The 23,477-nt window shown below is 34.4% G+C and carries 27 protein-coding genes; 5 read left to right on the top strand and 22 right to left on the bottom strand.

The features are described from left to right. Window positions 1-53 precede the first annotated feature (53 nt). Window positions 54-2,621, top strand: coding sequence for a putative bifunctional diguanylate cyclase/phosphodiesterase (locus tag CRV04_RS03290; RefSeq protein ID WP_128995358.1), 2,568 nt, complete (start codon window positions 54-56; stop codon window positions 2,619-2,621). Between the two features lie 6 nt (window positions 2,622-2,627). After that, window positions 2,628-3,185 carry a hypothetical protein gene (locus CRV04_RS03285; RefSeq protein ID WP_128995356.1) on the top strand — a complete coding sequence of 186 codons (558 nt, stop codon included), beginning with the start codon at window positions 2,628-2,630 and terminating at the stop codon, window positions 3,183-3,185. Here the strand turns inward: CRV04_RS03285 and CRV04_RS03280 are convergent. From CRV04_RS03280 to CRV04_RS03270, 3 genes are all read right to left on the bottom strand, one after another. Next, window positions 3,177-3,407, bottom strand: coding sequence for a cysteine-rich CWC family protein (locus tag CRV04_RS03280; protein ID WP_128995354.1), 231 nt, complete (start codon window positions 3,405-3,407; stop codon window positions 3,177-3,179). The genes CRV04_RS03285 and CRV04_RS03280 overlap by 9 nt on opposite strands. A 213-nt stretch (window positions 3,408-3,620) precedes the next feature. Continuing rightward, complete coding sequence (locus tag CRV04_RS03275; RefSeq protein WP_128995352.1) at window positions 3,621-4,538, bottom strand: class I SAM-dependent methyltransferase; 918 nt, start codon at window positions 4,536-4,538, stop codon at window positions 3,621-3,623. Then, a complete protein-coding gene (locus tag CRV04_RS03270; protein WP_128995350.1) occupies window positions 4,531-5,754 on the bottom strand; it encodes a BaiN/RdsA family NAD(P)/FAD-dependent oxidoreductase in 1,224 nt (407 codons plus the stop codon). Before CRV04_RS03270 ends, CRV04_RS03275 begins: the two co-directional genes overlap by 8 nt. Before the next feature lie 75 nt (window positions 5,755-5,829). Between CRV04_RS03270 and CRV04_RS03265 the strand changes: the two genes are divergently transcribed. Next, a complete protein-coding gene (locus CRV04_RS03265) occupies window positions 5,830-7,206 on the top strand; it encodes a dihydrolipoyl dehydrogenase family protein (RefSeq protein WP_128995348.1) in 1,377 nt (458 codons plus the stop codon). A 16-nt stretch (window positions 7,207-7,222) separates the two neighbouring features. Here CRV04_RS03265 and CRV04_RS03260 read toward each other — a convergent pair whose 3' ends face one another. The 7 genes from CRV04_RS03260 to CRV04_RS03230 form a co-directional block, all read right to left on the bottom strand. Next, entirely contained in the window at window positions 7,223-7,789 is a 567-nt protein-coding gene (locus CRV04_RS03260) for a hypothetical protein (RefSeq protein WP_128995346.1), read from the bottom strand. A gap of 62 nt (window positions 7,790-7,851) precedes the next feature. Beyond that, window positions 7,852-8,151, bottom strand: a complete 300-nt coding sequence (locus CRV04_RS03255) for a hypothetical protein (RefSeq protein ID WP_128995344.1) — start codon at window positions 8,149-8,151, stop codon at window positions 7,852-7,854. Then, complete coding sequence (locus tag CRV04_RS03250) at window positions 8,136-8,561, bottom strand: ArsC/Spx/MgsR family protein (RefSeq protein WP_128995343.1); 426 nt, start codon at window positions 8,559-8,561, stop codon at window positions 8,136-8,138. The genes CRV04_RS03255 and CRV04_RS03250 overlap by 16 nt, the downstream gene beginning before the upstream one ends. A 69-nt stretch (window positions 8,562-8,630) precedes the next feature. Then, complete coding sequence (locus tag CRV04_RS03245; RefSeq protein ID WP_228126460.1) at window positions 8,631-9,062, bottom strand: ankyrin repeat domain-containing protein; 432 nt, start codon at window positions 9,060-9,062, stop codon at window positions 8,631-8,633. Beyond that, complete coding sequence (locus CRV04_RS03240; RefSeq protein ID WP_128995339.1) at window positions 9,062-9,481, bottom strand: bacteriohemerythrin; 420 nt, start codon at window positions 9,479-9,481, stop codon at window positions 9,062-9,064. The genes CRV04_RS03245 and CRV04_RS03240 overlap by 1 nt, the downstream gene beginning before the upstream one ends. Before the next feature lie 90 nt (window positions 9,482-9,571). Continuing rightward, complete coding sequence (locus tag CRV04_RS03235; RefSeq protein WP_128995337.1) at window positions 9,572-10,675, bottom strand: PQQ-dependent sugar dehydrogenase; 1,104 nt, start codon at window positions 10,673-10,675, stop codon at window positions 9,572-9,574. A 9-nt stretch (window positions 10,676-10,684) separates the two neighbouring features. Beyond that, window positions 10,685-11,245, bottom strand: a complete 561-nt coding sequence (locus CRV04_RS03230; protein WP_228126459.1) for a DJ-1/PfpI family protein — start codon at window positions 11,243-11,245, stop codon at window positions 10,685-10,687. Window positions 11,246-11,411: 166 nt separating this feature from the next. On the opposite strand from CRV04_RS03230, the gene CRV04_RS03225 reads away from it, so the two are divergent. After that, window positions 11,412-12,488, top strand: a complete 1,077-nt coding sequence (locus CRV04_RS03225; RefSeq protein ID WP_128995333.1) for a hypothetical protein — start codon at window positions 11,412-11,414, stop codon at window positions 12,486-12,488. Here the strand turns inward: CRV04_RS03225 and CRV04_RS03220 are convergent, their stop codons facing one another. Further along, on the bottom strand, window positions 12,489-13,013 hold the full coding sequence (locus tag CRV04_RS03220) for an NADPH-dependent FMN reductase (RefSeq protein WP_128995331.1): 525 nt from the start codon (window positions 13,011-13,013) through the stop codon (window positions 12,489-12,491). 194 nt (window positions 13,014-13,207) lie between these two features. Here CRV04_RS03220 and CRV04_RS03215 point away from each other — a divergent pair, with 194 nt between their 5' ends. Continuing rightward, a complete protein-coding gene (locus CRV04_RS03215) occupies window positions 13,208-13,960 on the top strand; it encodes a hypothetical protein (protein WP_128995329.1) in 753 nt (250 codons plus the stop codon). A gap of 26 nt (window positions 13,961-13,986) precedes the next feature. On the opposite strand, the gene CRV04_RS03210 is transcribed toward CRV04_RS03215, so the two are convergent. From CRV04_RS03210 to CRV04_RS03165, 11 genes are all read right to left on the bottom strand, one after another. Then, the gene (locus CRV04_RS03210) at window positions 13,987-14,850 is read right to left on the bottom strand and encodes a DMT family transporter (RefSeq protein WP_164969114.1); all 864 of its coding nucleotides are present in this window, start codon (window positions 14,848-14,850) and stop codon (window positions 13,987-13,989) included. Window positions 14,851-14,956: 106 nt separating this feature from the next. Further along, window positions 14,957-15,532, bottom strand: a complete 576-nt coding sequence (locus CRV04_RS03205) for a pseudouridine synthase (RefSeq protein WP_128995327.1) — start codon at window positions 15,530-15,532, stop codon at window positions 14,957-14,959. Further along, window positions 15,529-15,690 (bottom strand): hypothetical protein, encoded by a 162-nt coding sequence (locus CRV04_RS12850; RefSeq protein ID WP_164969113.1) that lies wholly within the window; start codon window positions 15,688-15,690, stop codon window positions 15,529-15,531. Before CRV04_RS12850 ends, CRV04_RS03205 begins: the two co-directional genes overlap by 4 nt. Window positions 15,691-15,819: 129 nt before the next feature. After that, window positions 15,820-16,209, bottom strand: coding sequence for an adenosylcobinamide amidohydrolase (locus tag CRV04_RS03200; protein WP_128995325.1), 390 nt, complete (start codon window positions 16,207-16,209; stop codon window positions 15,820-15,822). Window positions 16,210-16,255: 46 nt separating this feature from the next. Further along, on the bottom strand, window positions 16,256-16,654 hold the full coding sequence (locus tag CRV04_RS03195; protein ID WP_128995323.1) for a hypothetical protein: 399 nt from the start codon (window positions 16,652-16,654) through the stop codon (window positions 16,256-16,258). A gap of 76 nt (window positions 16,655-16,730) precedes the next feature. Further along, a complete protein-coding gene (locus CRV04_RS03190; RefSeq protein WP_228126458.1) occupies window positions 16,731-17,105 on the bottom strand; it encodes an HTH domain-containing protein in 375 nt (124 codons plus the stop codon). A gap of 75 nt (window positions 17,106-17,180) precedes the next feature. After that, entirely contained in the window at window positions 17,181-18,887 is a 1,707-nt protein-coding gene (locus tag CRV04_RS03185) for an AAA family ATPase (protein WP_128995321.1), read from the bottom strand. An 84-nt stretch (window positions 18,888-18,971) separates the two neighbouring features. After that, the gene (locus CRV04_RS03180) at window positions 18,972-19,577 is read right to left on the bottom strand and encodes a pseudouridine synthase (protein WP_128995319.1); all 606 of its coding nucleotides are present in this window, start codon (window positions 19,575-19,577) and stop codon (window positions 18,972-18,974) included. A gap of 228 nt (window positions 19,578-19,805) precedes the next feature. Next, window positions 19,806-20,081, bottom strand: a complete 276-nt coding sequence (locus tag CRV04_RS03175; protein WP_128995317.1) for a putative quinol monooxygenase — start codon at window positions 20,079-20,081, stop codon at window positions 19,806-19,808. A gap of 64 nt (window positions 20,082-20,145) precedes the next feature. Beyond that, window positions 20,146-21,756 (bottom strand): DNA polymerase, encoded by a 1,611-nt coding sequence (locus CRV04_RS03170; protein ID WP_164969112.1) that lies wholly within the window; start codon window positions 21,754-21,756, stop codon window positions 20,146-20,148. Continuing rightward, the gene (locus CRV04_RS03165) at window positions 21,749-23,323 is read right to left on the bottom strand and encodes an RNA-directed DNA polymerase (RefSeq protein ID WP_128995313.1); all 1,575 of its coding nucleotides are present in this window, start codon (window positions 23,321-23,323) and stop codon (window positions 21,749-21,751) included. Before CRV04_RS03165 ends, CRV04_RS03170 begins: the two co-directional genes overlap by 8 nt. Between the last annotated feature and the right edge of the window lie 154 nt (window positions 23,324-23,477).

Here is a 23,477-nt window from a genome sequence, read left to right as displayed (position 1 = left end):
CAGCTAAAATACGTTTTATTCACAGTTTTTTTAAAGTTCCAAAGGTAAAAATAATGAAAAAAACATTTAAAAATTATATTTTCTCCAGCCAAATTATTTTAGTTACAATTATTTTCGTCATCTGTTTTATTTTTGGCACCTATTTACATACGACATTGACCAAACAAGAAGCACTTAAACACTCCGATAATTTTTCAAATCAAATCTTCTCATCAATGTATCAAGTCATGAGAAAAGGGTGGAGCAAAAGTGATGTAGAGATGTTTACTCAATCACTTCGTGATAACTTTAAAGAGAGCAATTACACCATTAACATCTACCGAAGCGACATTGTTAAAGAGCTTTTTGGCCAAGTGGAAGAGAATACCAAAGACAATATCCTTTTAAATATTTTGGACAATAAAAAAGAGCAACTCAAATATTTTGATAATAATTTGGTCAGAAACCTGCTCCCACTTCATGCTAAAACAGAGTGTCTGTCATGTCATGCCAATGCAAAAGTGGGTGACGTTTTAGGGGTCATCGAAGTCAAACAAAACTTACACTCACTCTTTGAACAAAGCAAATACCAATTTATTGTCTTTTTCTTAATCATCATCCCACTGTTTTACATTGTTGCATTTATCACTTCACGATACACCAGTAAAAAAGTAACCAAAAGTATTGATCTGTTTAATAACAAAGTTGAAGCGATTAACTCCATTCAAGACTTTAAACAGTTCAACTCAAAAGATATTGACCTCTATTTTAGTGAACTCAATCAAGTGGTTAAACACGTTGATTTAATGGCACACAAACTTAAAAATGTGGCCGTAGATAAAGAGTTATTGGAGTTTGAAATCAAACTGCTTGATAAGTTTATTATCACTTCAGATGTCGTCAAAGATTGGCGAGAGTATATCAGTGATTTACTCGTTGAAATCAATAAAATCATGGACACATACACCCTTATGACGATTTTTAGAGTGGGAGATGACCAATTTGAAGTCGATATTTTTTGGTTGGGTAAACCAGAGAAAAATGTGCAAGAGTTTTTTGAAGAGTACATTCATAACTCCATTCGAAATTCCAGCTATTTTGAAGGCATGAGTGATTTTAAAGTCAAACATATCATTGCCAATAAAGATTATTGTTTGAGTGACTTAAAAAAAGAGGACATAGAGTATCGTTCAAAATCTCTCTTCTTAGATTCACCCAAAATTGGTGGAATTGTAGGAATTGGTCTGCAATCTGTATTTGCCAATGACCCGGTACGATATATTGTCATTGACTCAATTTTAACCACCATGGCGAACTTAGTTGGTTCAGTAAAAGCCATCAACAAATATACTCAAGATTTAGAGTATTACGCTGCACGTGATCCATTAACCGATTTGTTTAACCAAAGAGTATTTAATGACCTTATGGCATATGAAATCAAACGAGCAAAACGACACAGCTACTCATTTGCACTGATGGTCATAGATTGTGATAACTTTAAATCAGTTAATGACAGTTATGGACACAGTTTTGGGGATAAATTCTTACAAACCATTGCCGATATTTTAGAAGCTGAAAAAAGAGATGAGGATATTGTGGCACGTTATGGAGGAGATGAGTTTACCGTCATCTTACCAGAGTGCGACGAAAATGGAGCTTACACAGTTGCAAGTAGAATTTCAGAAACCATTGCCAAAACAAAACTTCAAGCTCCAGATGGTACCAATGTGAGTTTGACGATTTCAATTGGAATTTGTGTCTATCCACAACACACGATGTCACAAAAAGATATGTTCACGATTGCAGATTCTATGATGTACCAAGTAAAAGAGGAAGGGAAAAACTCAGTTAAACTTCCTAATGCAGGTGATGTAACAGAGATTTTATACGAAAAACAGCATAAATCATCGATGCTTAAAAGCGCAATTGACAACCGACAAATTGTGCCATATTTCCAACCCATTCAAATGTCAACCAACAACAAAGATGGTTTAGTAATTCATGAACTGCTTATGAGAATCAAACAAGATGACCGTATCATCTCGGCATTTGAGTTCATTGAAGTGGCAGAGTCTATGGGATTGATTAATAAAATGGATCTTATTGTCATTGAAAAAGCGTTTGAAGAGATTAACAAAAAAAACTATAAAGGAATTTTGTTTATTAACCTTTCACCCAAATCACTCGTTGTGGGTGATTTCATCAATCAAATCAATGATTTGGTGGAACAATATGGCATCGACAAAGAAAAAATTGTATTTGAAATTACGGAGAGAGAAACCGTTAAAAATTTCTCTCTTCTTGAACGATTTGTTAAAAACCTTAAATCAGAAGGATACAAGTTTGCCATTGATGACTTTGGTTCTGGTTTTTCATCATTTCACTATATTAAAAAATTCCCTATTGATTATCTTAAAATTGATGGGGATTTTATCATCAATATCGTTGAAGATGAAAAAGACCGAGCGTTTGTTCACAGTATCATCACCCTTGCTCAAGAGTTAAATGTTCAAACCATTGCAGAGTTTGTCGAGAACAAACAGATTGTCGATGTCATTGATACCATGGGGATTGACTACTACCAAGGGTATTATGTCGGAAAACCAAGTGAAAACTTTTTACTTGAAACAAAAGAGGAGTAATCCTCTTTGAGCATCTACTACCTTTTAGACTTTCTTCTGTTTGCACTCATAGGTACTTTAAGTTATTATGCTTATGAAAAACGTATCTATCTTAAAATTTTTGAATATTTTAAAATCTTTTTATGGATCACCATCAGTGCAAAACTTGCATCCAAAATGGGTCTGTTTTTACAAAAAATTGGATTTTTAAACTCAGACTCTTATGCCGTCACCATTCTGATTGGTTTTATTTTAAATTTGATTATTCTGTTTTATTCACATAAACTTATTCTTGCTTTTTTAAATACGTTTTTTAACAATCAAAAAATCAAAGAGCTTTTTGCAAAATCGATTACGGTTTTAGAAATCACGATTATCGTCACTTTCAGTTTATATATTCTCATGCAAATCAAAGTGATAAAAAGTGCGGTTCAACCTTCAATGAATAAATCAATTTCATATCCTTATATCAAACGTTTTTATAAGAAGTTTTTAAATGATGATTTTATCTACATGGTTTTACATTCAGATACGGGTACAAACTATAAAGAGGTGATTTTTAAATCCTTTAAAAACTCATTTTAAAGGCAGATACAAAGACTCAAACGCCTTAGGGTCGTTTTTAAAAAGCAGTACACACTCTTTACAAATACAGGCTTTCATCTTTAAATGCTCAGGAATATGTGCACGCAGTTCTAAAGGCACTTGGATATCATTACACCAACATGGCTTGGGACTATCTGCCATACACCCATTCTCTTTTTTACAAAAGGGACACACTTTAGGATTCACTTGTGTTGTTTCCATACTTCTCCTTGTAACTGAAATATAACTTTTTTGAAACCAAATTGCAACCCTTGCCCTATACACTTCTATTAAGAAAACAACAAGGAGGATACAATGATTAAAGCAACCATAGCACTCATTGGCATTGGTACGTACTTTATTGTTAAAACATCATTGATTTTATTCAACGAATATGTTTTAAATGCACACGCAAAGTAGTCACAGCTTGTGTGGCTACTGTGAATCTCTTTTAAAAATCAAACACTTTAAACTCTTTTCTTCATCCACACTTTTAAATGTTTTCACATTCTCTAAACGTCTTTGAAATTTAAACTCTGGGGCTTCTTGTTTAAAAAGCTCAATTAAAAAGGCACTCTGCAAATAAGGATCATTCAAACAAGCTAATATTTCACCTTTTGGTGCAGATAAATCAATGAGTCGTCGTACAATCTTACTGTAATCTTTGCTTGCAGCGAAACTGCTTTTTTGAAAAGACGGGGGGTCGATGATAATGATATCATATGGTCCAGATTTTTTAATTCTGCTCCACGATTTTAAAATATTATACGGCATAAATTCGATATTGTTTGTATTTAAATTGTTCAGATGATAATTGGCTCGCCCCGTACTCAATGCAGATTTACTCATATCCACATTAACGACTTTACTCGCACCTACAAATGTAGCAGCCACGCCCAAAGAACAAGTATATGAAAAAAGGTTCAAGACACTTTTGTTTTTAGCAACAGTTTGAATATAGGTGCGTCCATTTTGCATATCGGCAAAGAACCCAATGTTTTGATTGTTCATCAAATTCAAGTGGTATTGTAAACCATTTTCATGTGCAACGCACTCTTTGGGCATAGAGCCAAAAAGCAATTCACTCTTTTCCTTTTTCATATAACGTCGTTGTAAAACAACACAGGTAAAAAGTTGCTTGTCATACAGCTCTTTAAAAAACTCTTTTAATACATCATCTAAAGAGTCATCTATTTCATTAAAATAAACCACAAATAAAATGGTATTCATAGAATCCATCGTCAGAAATTCAAAGCCTTCAAAACACCCTCCCCTGCCATGAAAAAGGCGTCTGAAATCTTGCGTTTTGTTTTCTAAATTATGATAGACTTCATTTTTAACACTATCAATCATACAGTTGTCCTGCTAAATATCCACTGGAAAAAGACCATTGCAGATTGTATCCTCCACAAGGTCCATCCAAATCCATCACCTCTCCACAAAAGTAAAGCCCACTGATAATTTTGCTTTGCATGGTTTTGGGTTCAATCTCTTTTAAACTCACGCCACCTCTGGTAATCATGGCATGTTTAAAACCTTCATGCCCAATAATGGTCAAAGGAGTCCAAGCGAGCACTTTGACCAGTTTTTCTCGTTTAATACCTTCAAGGTTTTTAAACTTCTCTTGGGCATTGACTTCACACTCATTGCACAGCGCTTGTGCAATACTTAAAGGTAGAATAGTTTGCATTGTTTCTAAAGTACTTAACGTAGAATGATTTTTAAATACTTTATAAATCTGGTCTTCATTCATCCCTTTTGTAAGATTTACTAAAATAGGCACTTCCCCATGCTTATCTAAAATTGGTGTCACATCCCGTGCAAAATCAAGCACCACAGGACCTCGTATACCATTTTTTGTAAAGATTAAATCTCCACACGCTTTAAGTTTTTTATACTTTTTAATGTCTACTTTAATCGTAGCATTGGCAATCGTATCCGCACGACACTGTGCACCCCACTGCTCTTTGGTTAAAAGAGGCATCATCGCTGGATGCAAGGACGTTACACTGTGTCCTAAACTTTTAGCAAACTCATAACCGTCACCTTCTGCTCCTAAAGTGGGATACCCAAGTCCACCCGTAGAGACGATCACTTTTTTAGCTTTAAAGCTTTTTTCATTCGCTTTTACAATAAAAAGTTCATCCTCTTTTATAATCGATTCAATGGAACAATTTGTTTGAATATCTAAAGCTAAACTCTTTAATTTGGTCTGTAAAGCTGTTAAAATAGTTGTCGAATCATGGGTAACAGGAAAAATTCTGAAGCCATCAGGGCAATGTGTCTGTACGCCCAAGTCATGAAAAAATTCTCGAAGAGCTGTTGCATCAAACAGTTTCAAAGCATCACTCATAAAACGTCCTTGTTTTCCAAAGCTTTTCATAAACTGCTCTTCATCTAAAGTATTGGTCAGGTTACATCGTCCACCACCTGTGGCTTTGAGTTTCGCTCCAATTTTAGGCAGTTTTTCTATAAGCAGTACATTTTCATGTGATTGACAAGCAGCTATGGTTGCAATAATTCCAGCAGCACCCGCGCCTACAATTGCAACATCATACAGTTTTTCCAAAAAAGACTCTTTCGGACATCGTTGTCCTTAATATTTTTTCGTTATTATATATAAACTATTATTAAAGGTGTTGCCATGAAAGAGTTTGACCTAATTGTTTTAGGTGGAGGACGAGCCACCAGTTTAGCTAAAAATGCTGCAAAAAAAGGCAAAAAAGTTGCCGTCATAGAAAAATCAGCTTTGGGGGGAACGTGTCCCAACAGAGGGTGCGTGCCATCTAAACTGCTCATAGGATATGCGGAAGTATCAAGAGCGATTCAAGAAGCCAAACGCCACTATATCGATGCTACGATTAAAAAAATCGATGTGGAGAAAATCTTTGAAAAAACAAACCACTATATCTCAAAAATCGATGAAAACTACCAAAAGAAGTTTAATGAAAACGTCACTGTATTCAGAGGTGAAGGAAAATTTGTAAGTAATAAGGTTATTGAAGTTAATGGTGAGCAACTCACCGCCAAACAGATTGTCATAGCAACTGGAACCAGACCCATGAAACCACCACATGAAAAAGCATGGAGCAGTGACGATATTTTTCCTTTAAAAAAAGTACCAAAAAGCATTGCCATTGTAGGTTCTGGTTTTATTGCTGTGGAGCTTGCTAACTTCTTTGATGCAGTGGGTATAAAGACAAAACTGCTCGTTCGAAGCGGGGAACTACTCAAAAACGAAGATGGTGAAATACAAGCAGTCTTTCAAGAAGAGTTCAGTAAAAATGTGGATGTTGCTTTTAATACCACCATCAAAGAGACTCATTACAATGAAAGCAAACAAGTATTTGAACTGATTTTAGAAAATAAAGAGAGACAAACCACACCTCACTCTTGTGAAGCGCTTTTATATGCAACAGGACGAGAATCTAATGCAGACCTTTTAAACCTTGAAGCAACAAACATTGAACTGGATAAACGAGGTTTTATCAAACGCAATGAGTTCTTTGAAACTACTGCAAAAGATGTGTATGTTGTAGGTGATGCAGGTGGAGAATATATGTTACAACATGCAGCAGCATATGAAGTCAATCACATGGAAAAATATCTCTATGAAGATAAAAAAGAGCCTTTAAAATTTAAATACATGCCTCACGCCGTCTTTTGTGAACCTGAGATTGCAAGTGTAGGAATTACTGAAGAAAAAGCCAAAGAGGAAGGAATAGCCTATGTAAGCAGTGTGACCAATTGGTTAGCCAGTGCCAAAGCGGAATCAACAAAATTGAAATACCCTATTACAAAATTTATCATTAATCCAAATAATTATGAGATTTTGGGATGTCATTTGGTGGGCCCTCAAAGTGCGACCATGATGCATCAAGTGTTAGCAGTTATGCATTTAGATAATGATATTCGACATTTAAAAGAGATGTTGTATATTCACCCAGCATTAAGTGAAGCACTGCTTCCTGCAGCAGTTAACAGTGTCAAAGAAGTTGAAAAATATAAAGAGGCAAAATAACCTCTTTATACTCAAATTAAACTGCACCCATTAATTGTTTAGAACTCTCACCAATAAAAGAACACATTTCATCGTACGTTCTAGGAGTCTCTTTCACATCAGAGTCTAATAACTCTTCGTAAAGTTTTTCAATCTTTTCTTCAGCTTTTTTATATGCTTTCATATCACTTTTATCCAATGAAGCTACCTCTAAAAGTTCATTCCATACTGAACTCTCATCTAACATAATTGCTGTGATTGTAACATCTTTGTACTCAAATGTACCGTTTGCATCTAAGTCAGTTACATATAAAAGTACTAAAGAATCAGCATCAAAGAATTGACCATATTTTTCCATCATTGGTTTAAAGTGATGGAAACTCTCTAATTCACATGAGAAAAATTTGATTTTTTCATCTTTACTTATCATAATCACTTGCTTAGCTTGGATTTTGGGAGGCAATTTTCGATCTGGTGAGATTTGTTTACCTGCTTCAACGATTAAAGCCCCTCTGTAACCATGTAATCCGTCACTTAAATCTGCGTTTAAAGATGGTTGCCAATCCAATTCATTTGCTTTAATAAACTCCATAGGTGTAGCCATTGTTTGTCCTTTTAAATAATTTGCCTTATTCTATGCAAAAACTATTCCGCTATCTAGAAAAGCTATTCTTTAATGTAACGCTTGGTCAATCGTGCAAAATCATAAAAATCACTCAGCATCAAATAACGTATTTGAATGTCTGCAAATTTTTTATAAATGGGTTCAAACCCTTCATTATAGAGTCGTACATCATTGATAAACTCTTTAGGATACTCTAACTTCTCCGCTTTTAAATGCTCAAAACAATCCATAAACTTTTCAAAGAGTGTATTGACCAACTGCTCTTGCTCTGACGTGGCACCGTTTAAAAAACCTTTGAGTTTTTCAAACTCTGTACAAATATTTTTTAAACACTCTTGCATATTTCACTGCTTGTACAGGTATTGATGTTTTCAGGTATGGGCATATGAATATTCAATACAGCGTTAAGTATTGAAATATCAAAACCACAAAAATATTGTTGATTGATTTGTAGAAGTGGTCGTTTGATTAAAATAGGCTCTTGTATCATCAACTCAACAGCTTGTTCTTTACTCAAACTCTCAACTGTTATCTCGCTATTTTTAATTGCAGGCGCAAAAGGATTGATGATTTGCTCTACTTCTAAACCATCAAAAAAAGGCTCTAAACTCTCTTTTGTCCAAACTGTATCAAGCATACTTCTCACTTCAAACTCTACTCCATGCTTTTTAAGCAATGATTTTTGACGTGCATTACCTAGACATCCTGTTTTCTCATAAAATATCACTGTGGGTTTTAGTAAAAATTGCATCTGTTTTCCTTCTTCATATAGACAATCTCATTTCAAATTTTTAAAAGATAAATGAATCAAACAATGAATTTATTTAAGTAGCCTATATATTTTAGATGTTGCAGCTAAGTCAATGGCTTTAAAGTCATCTAAGTTGGACAACTCTTTATTGGCATTGTAATGTAACAGCAGTTGGACCATGTCCTCTTTTCCAGCACTGGCACAATACATCAAAGCCGTCACCCCATTGTCGTTTTTAGAGTCCAGTTTAATTCCCGCTTCCACAAGCAATCTAACACACTCAAAGTCTTGACCAAAACAGGCATTCCACAATGCGGTGTTACCATCGATATTTTTCACTTCAAGTTGAGCACTGGCATCAAGCAACTCTTTGGTAATATCTGCTCTGGCTTCTCGTACGGCTTTCATCAAAGCTGTGTTTCCGTATTGCCCTACTTTATTAATATCTTGTGGGTCATAGTCGTTTTGTTTCATCCATGTCAAAGTACTTTGGCTGAACATCATTGCACCTTTTTTAAAAAATAGGCCAAGTCACTGTCCATACTTAACAAATGTAAATCAAACCATGAAGGAATCTTCTCCATATAGTAGGCTTTGAGCATCTTTTGACCAAATAGCGTACGACTTAAGTCTAAAAAATACTGCATCTCTGCCAGTACTTTATTGTGTTCGTCTTTGTGCTCTTTACTTGTAGGATATCCATATGCATCCATCAGCTCTTCTTCTTGTGAGAAGTGTTTTTTACTGTGGGCTAAAAGCACCGTAAGTTTCTCTTGAAAACTTTTTATATTGGTCGTATCAACACTGTTATATATATCTAAAAATTCATGATGCAATTCATCCATCACGTCATTGTTCAGTTGATGTTTCTCAGTTTCAAAAGGTTTATAAAACTCTTCTGTTTTTCGTAATGTATTCATGACACCATCCTCTTCTTTCATTCATATCTATATTTATATGCAAGATTTATACCATGCTTTATAAACTGAATGTTTGAAGAGTTGTTTGTGTCACTTTAAAATAAGTTGATAGATATTGCCACTGTCTGTAGAGATAAGAAGATTGCCACTGTTGTCTTCAATGACATTACGAATACGCTCATGCATATCCTCTAACCATCGCTCCTTTGTAATGACATTATCTTTGTCATCTAAAACTAAACGATTCAAATGTGTCAATTTTAAAGCCCCTTGGAAAATATTGCCTCTAAAAGGTGAGTTCATTTCTCCTTGATAAACAATTAAGGAACTGGGAGCGATAGAAGGAATATAAACTTTCAAGGGTTGTTCCATCCCTTTTTTATGAGTACCTTCACCTACTGGCAATGGATTCCAATACTCTTTACCATATGAAATCGTTGCCCAACCATAGTTGGCACCTTTTTGAATAATATTGACTTCATCTCCACCTCGTGGTCCATGCTCTCCTTCAATCAATCGTTGGTTTATTTTATCAAAGTAAAGTCCTTGTGGATTACGGTGTCCATAACTGTATATCTCAGGGCGTGCTCTGTTCTCTTTTACAAAAGGGTTGTCTTTTGGAACAGACCCATCCAAGTTCAGACGTAAGATACTTCCTGCATGAGTTAAGAGGTCTTGTCCATTGGAACGTACACCTCTGTCCCCCACACCAAAGAAAAGATGTTCTTGCTCATCAAAAGTGATACGACTTCCAAAGTGTCGTGAAGTATCACTTTGTGATTGAGTGACAACTATATCTTGCATATCGTGCAGTTCACCACTTTCAAATCTTGCTTTAGCCAAAGTGGTTGCCCCTTGATTATCGACACTTTTCACATACGTAAAGTAAACGGTTCTGTCATTTTTAAAGTTTGGAGAAGTTTGAATATCCAGTAAACCACCTTGACCATTAAGCAGGACATCTATACGTGCTTTTAAAACTTTTTTTGTACCACTTTGTGTATCAAGCAAAACAAATGTACCCTCTTTTAAAGTCACAAGCAACTCTTTGTTACCCACAAAGGTCATGCCCCAAGGCACGCCTAAGTTGGAAAAGAGTTTTTTTACTTCTATTTGTCTGTTTTCACTTTGAAAATTCAACACCGTTTGTGCATAAAGTAAAAAAGGAGACAATAAAAAAAGAACAAATTTCAAAATAAACACTTATAACAGCTCATTGAATTTAGCCAACCAAGCGGGGTGTGCAGGCCACGCAGCTGCAGTGACTAGGTTGTCATCGACATAGGCATCTTCAAATCCTATGTCCACCCATTTACCGCCATTGATATTCACATCGGGTGCGCAAGCAGGATAACACGAACACGTCCGGTCTTTTATAATACCAGCAGCGACTAAAACTTGAATTCCATGACAAATAGAGGCAATGGGTTTTTTGTTATTATCGAACTCTTGCACAATCTCCAACACTCTTTGATTGAGACGAATATACTCAGGAGCTCGTCCACCTGGTATCACCAATGCATCATACGAAGAGGCATTCACATCATCAAATGTGGCATTCAAAGTAAAATTATGCCCAGGTTTTTCACTGTACGTTTGATCCCCTTCAAAGTCATGAATGGCTGTTTTAATCTGCTCTTGTGCTCTTTTATCAGGACAAACCACATCGACTTCATGCCCCAACATTTTTAAACACTGAAATGGCACCATCAACTCGTAATCTTCTACAAAATCTCCTGCTATGATAAGGATCTTTTTTGACATGATGAACTCCTTTTATGAAATAAATACCATCATACAAAAAATGATTTTAATGTAATATTTACTTATAAAACTAGTTTGGTGAATTTAAAGAGACTCCAAAAAATAATCTTGACAATTATTTTATTTTATAATACAATTCTTATAATTAGTTTAAAAAGGAGCCGTCATGATTATTGAAAATGCACAAGTAGGACTCTACTCTCAATCATCCTTCACGTATGAACATACTTCAAGCACATCATTACAGTTGCACTATGGGGCAAAAAATGAAAATAACAACGACAACAACACAACCAGCAATGCCTTTGTGCTTGATTTTCAACAAGCAAGCACCACAACCATTCGATATGAACGTGTGGTTTATAACTCTGAAGATCAAATGAGTTTAGAAGATCGTATTAATAAAATGATTATCGAAGCCCTGCTTCGAAGACTCTATAGTGAACAAGAACTTGAAGTTCATCCTGCTAAAAAAACAACCAACCAACCCGTGAACAATTTTATTGCAGCACCCAACCCTTACAATACTGCTTCTAATCCTTATAAAGCGCAAGCGGCACAAGAGTTAAAAGCAATGGTCTTTCAAACACATGAAGAGTACTATCAAAAACAAAGTGTCAACTTTTCTGCAACTGTGAAGTTTCAAACACCCACTCAAAGCTTTGAGATGAGCATTGACCTTTCGTTTTCGCAAGAACTTTATGAATCACGAAGTACTCAAATGGTCATTGGAGATCAAAGTTTTATCGATCCTCTTATTATCAATTTTGATGAAGAGATAAATCCATTTGATAACTTAAGCTCCACACGATTTGCATTTGATTTAGACAATGATGGCAGCACAGAGATGGTGCCTTATTTAAAACACGGTGCAGGTTTCTTAGCATGGGATAAAAATAGCAATGAAAAAATTGATAACGGCAGTGAACTCTTTGGACCTCAAACGAACAATGGCTTTAAAGAGTTGGCACAATTTGACCGTGATCACAACAACTTTATTGATGAAAACGATGCCATTTTTGATAAACTCAAAATATGGAGCATTGATGAACAAGGAAACAATTCATTGATTTCATTGGTGGATGCCAATGTAGGAGCCATCTACTTAGGAGAAGCACAAAGTGGCTTTACTTATCAAAAAGGGTTTGAAGACATTCAAGCAGTGCAAAAAAGCAATGGCTTTTTCATAAAAGAGGATGGTTCGGGTTTAGGAGTCATCAACTCAATTGATGTAGTGGTATAACTACATCAATTGTTTTAAAACGACTTTAAGCTCTTCATCTTTCTCTTTATTAGAAATAACCCCTTTGAGGGTGTCAAAATTATCTTGAAAAAATGGCAAAGAGAATTGTCCTTTAACCTCTCCTTTGAAAAACGGTGCGGTTTTTACAGCAGTTTCAAGTACACTTAAGCCCCCTCTTTCCCCAGGAGAAGTTGCCATCATAATCATGGGTTTGTTTTGAAAAACTCTCATATTGATCCGAGAAGCCCAATCAAAAATATTTTTATATGCCACTGAATATGAGAGGTTGTGCTCTGCAAAGGAGATGATAATGGCATCTGCTGAAGCAATTTTATCTAGGAATTGTTGTGCCAAAGCAGGTTCACCAATGGCATCATTTCTGTCTTGTGAGTACAAAGGAAGTTCATAATCGTTTAAATCTAATATCTCTACTTCATCCGCTGGAACAAGAGAGGAAGCGTATTTGACCAGCTGTTTATTGATTGACGTTGAGCTGTTACTTGCTGCAAATGCTAAGAGTTTCATGGTTACTCCTTTAGATATAGTTCTAATTAGTATTATATATGAAAAAGTTTAAACTACTCTGATATATTTCATTCAGTTATGATCAGTCAATTCTCATCAAAAAAAGAGAATATGCCACATTTTAGAAACTTTTATAAGCATGACTTAAGCAAATATACTTTACAATTCTTAATAATAGTTTAAAAGGAAAGAGAATGCTTATCAATCAATTAGACTCATTACAACAATATACCAATGATATATCAAAACAAATGAAACAGGTTCAAAAACTTGAAGGAAGTTCAAAAAGTGTTAATAATGTTGAAGTAAGCAACCTTCCTACAAAGTATATAGAAGAGTCACAAATGAGTGAAGAGCAACTCATTGAAAAAAAGATTTTTGAACAAATTTTAAATACCTATTCAAGCTCACCTTTAGAGGATTCAGATTTCTGGAAATTTCATCATGATAAGGATACCAGCAGTATCGACAATGCTAAAAAAGAGATGGAAGGTCTTGCAAAAGAGCTTCATTCAGGAGAACAAACCGACAGAGTCAAAGCCTTTTTAAATCCAAATAAAGAAGATCTTGTCAAAGAGAGAACCACGTATAAAACTGAAATTGGTTTTTCCGAATCATTTAATATCTCAACGCCCAAAGGACAATATAATGTCGACATTTCATTCTCTTTCACACAAAGTTATAACAGAGTAGATGAAACTGACAACAGCACGGATACTTCGAATATATTAAATCTGATCAATCAGGTAAATTATAAAAATATGTCGATTGAAGTCTCCCAATCAGAACAAAACAGTACACAAAATGCAACGCTTGAAGATTTGAATAATTGGCTTGATACGCAAGGTGAAATCTTTAATGAAGTATACACAAGCAATGAAACCAATGAAAATTTTCAAATATTAAATCACTTTCAATCAACAACACTGTTATACAGTTACTTATAACCACGCACATCTATGAAGATGTGTTGTTATGACTTCTTGCTCACAGTAATACCACCGATAATAATAAGCACAATCCCTATAAACGTAACCACATCCGGCACAGCATCTCCCAACATCACCCCAAAACCAATCGCAAATGGAATATTAGCGTAACTCACCACTCCTATGATACTCGCTTTACTGATACTGTAAGCGCGTGTTAAAAACCATTGTGAGGTTGTTGAAATAACCGCCATCAAACCAATAAGCAACCATATCATGGGTTCAGAGTAGATGTGTATGGTCACAAGTGGCGTAAAAAGGGCTAAAAACAGAGGTATAAGCAATCCAACTGCCATAAAGGAGAGCATAATCACGCGTGCGTCGTAGATGTCTTTGATTTTTTTAATCGTAGCATACGCAGCTGCTGCAAAGAAACCACCTAAAACCCCTAAAATGTGTTCAAAAGAGATTTCTATGCCAAATGGTTTCATGATAAAAATGACTCCTAAAAACCCAATCAAAAGAGCAAAAAATGTGCGCAGACTGATGGTCTCTTTCATTAAATAATAGGCAAGTATGGTGACAAAAAAGGGCGAAGTTTTATTTAAAACCACCGCTTCCCCTAAAGGAATAGTGGCAATGGTATAAAAGAAAAACACCATGGCTACTGCACCAAAGAAACCTCGTAAAAATAGTAGATGCAGTTTAGAAGTATCAATGCTCACAGAGAACTTTTTAAGAGTAAACAAAATGATGATAAATCCAAGTAAGTTTCTGTAAAAGACAATTTCAAGAGGGTCGATGCTTTGTGAAAGCAGTTTGGCTGTTGCACCGTTAAGTGCTCCAAGCAGAGCACTGATAAGTATAAACAAAACACCTCTGTCGATTGATTTTAACTGTTCCCACATTTATGACCCTTTTTAATAGTGGAATTGTAGTTAAAATTTATAAAAAGAGACTTACTTTTTGTATAAAATGAAGAAACTGAGTTTTGAGTATTATGAGTTATTTCTTTTATTTTAAGCTCTTAAGAACCATTTGCTCCTCTTCTACAGTAAGGTATCGCCACTTGCCACTCTCAATGTCCAGTTTAAAACTGCCAATGTTCACACGAGTCAAATTCAAAACTTTTAAGGGAGTCCCAAACTTTGGGTCTTTTAGTGAACCGAAAAGTCTACGTATGTGTCGGTTTTTACCTTCGTCTATTTTTATTCTGAGTTTTGTTTTTGCTCCACCCATACCTATTCTTTCAACTTTAAGAGCTTTGAGAAGTCCATATTTACTCTCAACACCTCTTATTGCTTGAGTAAGGTGTTCATCCGTGACATGTCCTCTCACCCAGATTTCATATGTCTTAATACAATTTCCAGGACGCGTCAGAGCATCCCCTACTTTACCATCTCTTGTAAACAGAAGTAGTCCTTTAGATTCTAAATCAAGACGACCTATAGGCATCCATTGTTCCTCAAACACCCAAGCAGGTAAAAGTTCATAGACTGTTTTTCGCCCCAGTTCATCAGAGCGTGTAACCACATACCCTTTAGGTTTATTGAGTACGAGTAGTTTGTCTGATTGGGTTGCTGTTGTTATTGTAAGTTCTCGTCGCCAGATGTATCAGGAGAAACGGGTGTCTCTTCTTCACTTGTATTCTCTTTTAACGCCTGTTTTTTAAGACGTTTTTCCTCTTTTTTCTTCTGTTTTTCTATCTCTCGAGCTCGTTTTTCATAATTGTAGTTGGGTTTAGCCATGGGTTTCCTCTTATATTTTCATATTAATAAATTGGTAGAACAATTCATCATACTTGAATATAAGTAAAATGCCCTAAAAACTTACGTTTATATGGTATTGACTATATCAAAGGTTTATGGCGTTTCAACTTAATTATGAAAGATTTTAAAAGAGAGTCTATAAATTTGCGCCTTTTCATCTGCACTGTCCCCTACTCGCCTTAAATTACTCAATCCGCTGGTCACCCAACACTCTACTTCCAACTCTTTATGGGTCTCTTTAGTGTAACCTAAAGATTTCATTGATGCCGCAGTCATCATACCCACAGTTGGTTCAGGCAGTTCAAGTGTGCAAGCTTTATTGCGTAAAGTATCTTGTGCATCTTCACACACTGAAGCATTTTTATTAACTTTAAGATTCAACAACGAAACCACTTTGGACATCCCACCATTTAATACTGCAGAGCTTAATACTTTGCAGTTATAGGGTAAATGAAGTGCAATATAGTCAGCATGTTGTATCAGTTTTATTTGAGACATGAATTATTTCTGTGCCTTTTTATCTGTTTTATTTCCAAAGGAGATATCAATTCTCGAACTCGTCTATATTGGCAAAGGCACTCTCAACATTGGGAATACTTTTGTAGCTCGTTTTTGTTAGTCTGACCTTTTTAGTATTTAAATCACAAATGGCAAGTCTAAAGTTTGCGCCCATTTGTGGTTCAACCACGCAGACAATTTTATCTCCTATTTGTCGTGTTACATGAACCGTGCCTTGGAGGTCATTGAAAAAATATTTGGGATAACTTAAAGGGGTGATTTCAACAATATCAATACGCTCATTGTTTTCAAGCGTTTCTAATATCATTTTCGCTTCATCATAAGAATCAAACTGCAGACACCAGTCATCAAACCGTTTATTAAAATGTTCGCAATCTTCATCTAAAAAACCACCTGCTAAAGATTGTAATGCAAAAAGAGACACAAAAAAGCCTTTAAAATATATGGATTAAAAAGTCATTTTAGCATTATTACACAGAAACAAGACTGAATATTGAGTTCTACTCTCCATTTAAAACGGAAAGTACCGTTGCGCGACTTGTTTTAAGCTCTTGTGTTATTTTAGCAATGTTTATATCACCATTTTCAGTGTAATACGCTTCATCGTCTAAAAGTCTTAGAATCGTATCTTTTTTCTCCAATATCTCTTGTGAACTCTCTCTTTTTTGAAAGGTGAAATCCTCTTCACTCATACTTTTCATCGCTTCTAAATCTCTTTTGATGGTTTGTACCGTTACTTTGAGCTCTTTTGCCAACTCTTTTGGCTCTTCAATGCCTTGCTCTATTAAATCTCTTATGGCAATTCTTCTGGTTTTCATTTTACGTCTGCGGTGATATGAGATTTTCAATGTTGCTTCTTTTATTTTTTCAATCAATCTTTATCTTTTTCTGTTTTCACTATTAATAAATACTGGATTATATAAAAGATAGCCTAAATTAATTCATATAGTTTAAACTAAAACCATTTTTATATCGTTATATGATACTTCTTCATTCAACTTTACAAAGATTGGTTTGAGTTTTATCTTTCCATCTTCAGTAAAATCTTCTTCATTATTAGCACTCTCTATTTCATTTATGGCTTGTTTTATTTTGTTTACAATACTCAAACTTGGCATATATTTTGAGATATCAAACCTTGGTTCTTCTTCTTTGATTAAGCAGAGATGGTTCATAATAGTAGCAACAGAAAAACCTGCTTTGTGCGCTAAAATTTCTAAAGAAGAAGAGGACTCAACAAGATTTTTTGTCTTAATATGATTGGCTACTTTTTCTTCTATTTGAGGCTCTTTTGCTAACACTTCTTTTTCTTTATTGATTGCTTTTTTATCAACAAGTCCACCTAACTTTTCAATATAAGATAGATTCATAAGTTCTAATTGATTCACATCGTAAGCTTCAATTTTTGCATATGCTTTTTGTGAAGCCTGTTTAATTCTAGGATCAATACTTAAAATCAGAGGGTCTACACTCAATGCTTTTTCATTAAAGCCCATAAGCTTTAACCCTTCGATATTTTTGATTCTTGATAAAGCAACATACCCTTGCCCTACTTCAAAAGTCTTTGACAAGTCAATTTGAGCAGCATCTAGAGTCATACCTTGGGATTTATGAATAGTAATCGCCCATGCAAGTTTTAAAGGTATCTGAGAGATTTTAGCTGACACTTTTCCTTTCTCATTTTCAATCGCCCAATCTTCAAATTCTACTTTTATGACGTACCCATTTGATAATTTTACGATTGGAAGTGGTTGTTCATCTTTAGAAAAATCAATCACAACACCTGTTGTTCCGTTGATATAGTACTTTTCTGGATTGTTCTTAATAAACATAACAACCGCATCTTTTTTTAAAGTAAGCTCTTCTTGAACAAGAGCAGATTTAAACAGTTTTTCAATATTTGTTTTCGCGCCTTCACTCTTGTAGTTATAGGTAATTCCTAATGATGGAAGCCTGTTTAGCTCATCATTATTGATTCTATCCACGTCCAGATTATGGGTATAAAGTTTCGTAGGAGTGAATTCTATAGCCAACTCTTTTTCATATCTTTGATTCAAAATATTATAAGTTTGCTCAGAGATTTGTCCTGAGCGTATTTCATCTAACACAAAAATAAGTTTATTATCATCTTGTCTGAACTTCTTTTGCAAATAACAGGTTTGTAAGTCAAGTACTTTCCAAGATGGGCTTTGCCATGAGAACCTCTTAGAATCATTCGATTGTGAGATAGGAGGCAACTGGAAAAAGTCACCTGAAAGAATCACTTGGATACCACCAAATGGTTCTTCGTTTTCTTTAAATGCTTGAAGAATTTTATCCATTGCACTGAAAATATTAGGACTTACCATCGATATCTCATCGATAATGAGAACCTTCAGCTTTTTAAATCTCATTTGTAACTTCTTTTTATCCAACAAGCTTGAAATAAAAGGCTCATCAACACTGTCCCTTAGACCCAGTGAAAAATAAGAGTGTATGGTTTGACCATTTAAATGTGAAGCAGCAATACCCGTAGGCGCTACAATAGTAGGAATGATTTTTCGCTCTTTAAGATAGTGAATATATTCATTTAAAACATAGGTTTTACCCGTACCAGCTGATCCTGTTAGAAAAACATTTTGACCTGATTTTAGTATTTTAAGTGCTGTTTCTTGCATTAGTTACCTATTTAGATATTTTGTTAGCATAATAGCGTATAAGGTTTTGAAAATAGATAATAAAACGTTTAACACCTAATGTTATCAACTCAATGCAGCATCAATGTTATCTAGAGGAACAACATCACCTGCCATTAAATTATTGATATGAATATCTCCAATACGAACTCTCACCAATCGTAATGTAGGGAAACCAACAGCTGCAGTCATTTTTCGAACCTGACGTTTTTTACCTTCATTTACAGTTACCGATACCCAACTTGTAGGTCCATGTCTTTCGTGCCTTATATAACGACCACGAGGTGGTAAATCTGGCTCACCATCTATTGCAAATGCTTTACAAGGAAGTGTTTGATACCTTTTCCCACTCACAGTTATCTCAACACCTTTTTGCAATTGTTCGACCGCTTTTTGTGTGATGATGCCATCAACTTGGGCATAGTACTCTTTTTCAATACTTTTATTTCGAACCTTGTGACTCATCATACCATCGGTTGTGAGCAGTAATAATCCTTCTGAGTCATGGTCTAACCTTCCAATTGCCATGGTATTTTCTGGAAAGTCATACAAATCACCCAATAAGGTTTTGTTTTTCATGACCTCTTGTTTGAATTGACTCAAACAGTTGTGTGGTTTGAAGATTTTAAAATGATGGTGTTGTTGCATATTCTCTTGATTGGTGTTTGGCATTAAATTAAACTTGTACTATATATTTTGTGGAATTGTAACGTTTATTTGTTGAAGTTGGGGTTTATTTTATATGCTGTGATTTAAGTTAGGTATATTTAGAAAATTAACGCCCTGTTAAGTAGTGAGGCATGCAATACAAAGGCTTCTGCACTACTCCGTAAACACCAAAATCGCTGCAAACCAAAAATGCCACGCATGCCGAATCTGCTTGAACAGTTTGTTATGCGTTTACTCAAAAATTTCATAGTGTCGTTCAACATTTACTGTCACTTTTCCCCAATGAGAAGCTTTAACTCTTTTCTGATGTTGTTCAAAAGCCACTTTATCCGTGAACTCTTCATAAACGTCGAAGCGAAGAGCGTCTTCGGAATTTTGAATGACACTAAACGTGATACACCCACTTTCTTCTAGAGTAAGACGTTTATGATTTACCAACTCATTTTTTACTAATTCAAGCTCCGACTCTGGAACTAAAATAAAACCTTTCAATGTTACTTTTGACATGAATTTCCTTGTGACGCATAACGGTTGACTTCACAAACAGTTCGCTGTTTGGTGCTAGGATTTGTTAACAATTTTCTTCCGAAAAAGCTTCAAATGACACCTTTGGATTGATCTCTGAACATATCGATTTGTATTCATCTATAAATATTCTTTCAATATCAGTTTTAGATGTTTCAAACTGACCAGAATCTACTTGTACCAATATAGCATCATGCATTGGGATTAAAATGTCTACTTCTGGAAGTTTGTTTATGATTGATAAAATTACATTTTTCAAAATTAAGGATGCAGTGCCTTGAACTTTTTGACTTAAACACCATCTTTTTTCTTCTGCTTTTAAAGCACCCTCAAATTTTCTATACCTATTGTTCCCGAAAACAGAAGAAATTTTTGAGTTAGTCAACAGTTCTGCATACAGTTCATTTTTAAACTCTTCAATACGTTTAAACTGTCCAAAAAATCTTGCAACTTTATTTTCTACATCTATCAATTCAGTATTTAATTTTATAAATTTCACCATACTTTCTTGCGTCATACCAAATGAATATGCCAAAAAGAGTTTTTTGCATAGCTTTCTATGATTTCCATTATCAAAAACAGCATTACTCAGAGAAGTATATATATCACTTGAGTTGTACATATCGATTAAGGTTTTATCACCAGATAAATTGGCGAGAATACCAGGCTCAAACTGCCTATAATCTGCATATATAAACTTCTTACCTTCATCTGCAACTATGACATCTCTTGAGGATTTTTTAATATACTGTATCAATGGATCTTGAATAAATATTCTACTTGTAACACTACCATGAGTATCAAATATAGGATAAATTCTATCTTCACCCAAAGAGCCAAACTTCAGCAGTGCACTTCGATCAGTTCTTAAGCGTTTTATGTCTTGAATTAGTTTTGCAAGTTGCGAGTTTTCTGATAGTAAATCTAAATAATCTTCATTGTTGTTATATGATTTAAGTTCGGTAAAGTCAATTGCTTCTTTTTCTTTTAATAAGTCATAAATTCTATTATTGCTTAGTTCATTTTCATCTATAAAATATTCAAAATTCAACTTTTTTAATTTCAGATAATAATCTGATTCAATTTGCTTTATCTTTTCTGTTAACTTCGTTTCATCATATTTTATGCCATTATATTGACGGTTTAGCATCAGGTTATATACTGGAAGTTCAATTCGAAAAAAGCGTTCTTCTTCATGTTTGTCTTTTAATTCTTGTAGTTGCATGTCATTACAAGATTTGATATGCCTAAGAAAAAATTGAATTTTTAACTTAAGTGAATCATTTTCTTTATATGAAATTTTGCTATAGAATATATTTTTAACTTCTTCCAGCTCTTCTTTATTTGTTTCATAAAACGGTGCCAATAATGCCCATAGCTCCCATGGTTTAATATGATTAAAATCAGATTTTGGTTTACCAATTATAAATTTCGAAAGAAATGTTAAATCTAAAATATTCGTAGGTAAGGGAATTTTTTGCTTTCTAAAACTTTCTACAAGCATCCAAAAATTGTGTGTCACAACGGTTTTTTTATAGTTTGCAAGTTCAGATAAACTAATTATTTGACAGTTTTCATGTTCATCTAAAACGTATATTTTTGGCTCATAAGAATCATCAAACGGGGAAACTATAAAATGCATATAAATATCACTCATAACTAGTTCCTTCGTCATAAATTTTCTTCCAACTAATTGGAGTTTTTTCTTGGAAATATTTTCCATTAAATTCACACTTAACTCTTGTAAGTGTTCCTATTACCGCAGGATCAACATTAACAATTTTCTCTTTTATATCTCGGTAGTTTAGTTCATGTAAGGCTATTAGTGCATTTCTCTGCGTAAAAAAGTTGTTAAAATTCTGGAAATTATCAGCAACTATATTCTTTTCTGCTTCCCTTCCTTGAGCACCAAGATATAAAGCTGAACCTGCCACATCTGAGGGTGCAATAATGCTGACTGATGACAATTTTTGACCAGCTTGCTGTAATAAATGATCATCGGTAATATTTTTATATACTAACAATTGCCACAATAAATAGTTTTGCCATCCATAAATTGACTGATCAGTGTTTAGTAACAATGCTTTTATTCTTTCAATATGTGAGTCTTGAAGTTCAACTGATTTCAGATAATCCATAAATTTATCACTAGAAAATGGTTGCTCAACCAATTCAGTAATGACAGCGTCAGTAATTTCATCAAAATAACCATCTGGCTTATTTACATCACTACACATTGCCAATGTTGTCAAACGGTTAATACTGAATCTAAATCCTCGTTCTTGAGTATTCCCCTCTGCTATTTGCCGTAAGGCATACCCTTTTAGCGGTATAAAACTTCTCATAATTACAGGAAGTGATCTAGAACGAAACATATTGTCAAGACGTTTGATATCTAAATCGTCTTCAAACAAACTGCTATACTCTTCATGGTCAGTATCGATTATTTTAGTTTTTGCAGAATTGATATTCAAACCTATCTTTCGAAGTTCAATAATCAGTTGTTTTAATGCTTTTCTTGCTTCATATTTATCATTGCATACAATTCGGATATCATCCATATACCTGTGATAGTCATACCCATGTCCCTCAATCATTTTTTTGTCTACAACGTTCATAACCATATTGGCTAAAAATGATGACGTGTCTCTATTTTGGGGGAGACCATTCTTGTGATTAAAACTCCACAGGTGCAATGAATTAATTAAGGAGTCAATTACATGTCTTAGCCTGATTTTTTCTATACCTGTTGCTTGAATATTTTTCAAATTTTCTTGTAAGGTTTTACTGAGATCTTCAATTCTAATATTTTCGAAATAGTTTTGTATATCAGTTTCTAGAAGTACTTTTTCACTACTCTGCAAACCATCTCTAACGTACCCAATAAACTTGCTCCATTGCTCAATAGGATGTTTGAAAATGTAGTTTTTTCTTTTAGATTCATTTGTTTGATATCTGTGACTGTATACTCTCTCGGAAAGCAAAGGGTCATAGTAAGGTGCTAATTCATTCAGATATCCTTGATATAAAAACCTGTCGTAAATATTCGTTTCTAGTGCATATCTAATAGAAAAGTTCTTTTTAGGAATATTCAGTAAAAGCTTTTCTGATGGTATGTATATGCCATTGTGTTGAACTATATTTTTGTCAAAATATTCAAGTAAAACATCTGGCTTTAAAAAGTCTTTGTAGTTGTATGTGTCCTTAAACCAATCATCTTTCATATCAATTTTTAGTTGTTTGATCAAAAATTGAATATCTAATGAAAAAGCTCCAAAATTTAAACTACTGATGACGATTCCTTTGTATTGTTAACGTTTGAAGGGAGCTAATAAATTTCCCGCAGGGTAATTTATTGGCTCCTCTGGTTTGTTATAT

Source organism: Candidatus Marinarcus aquaticus, assembly GCF_004116335.1.
Taxonomy (GTDB): Bacteria; Campylobacterota; Campylobacteria; order Campylobacterales; family Arcobacteraceae; genus Marinarcus; species Marinarcus aquaticus.
The sequence above is the reverse complement of the archived record's forward strand: the minus strand, read 5'-3'. Positions and strand labels throughout refer to the sequence as shown.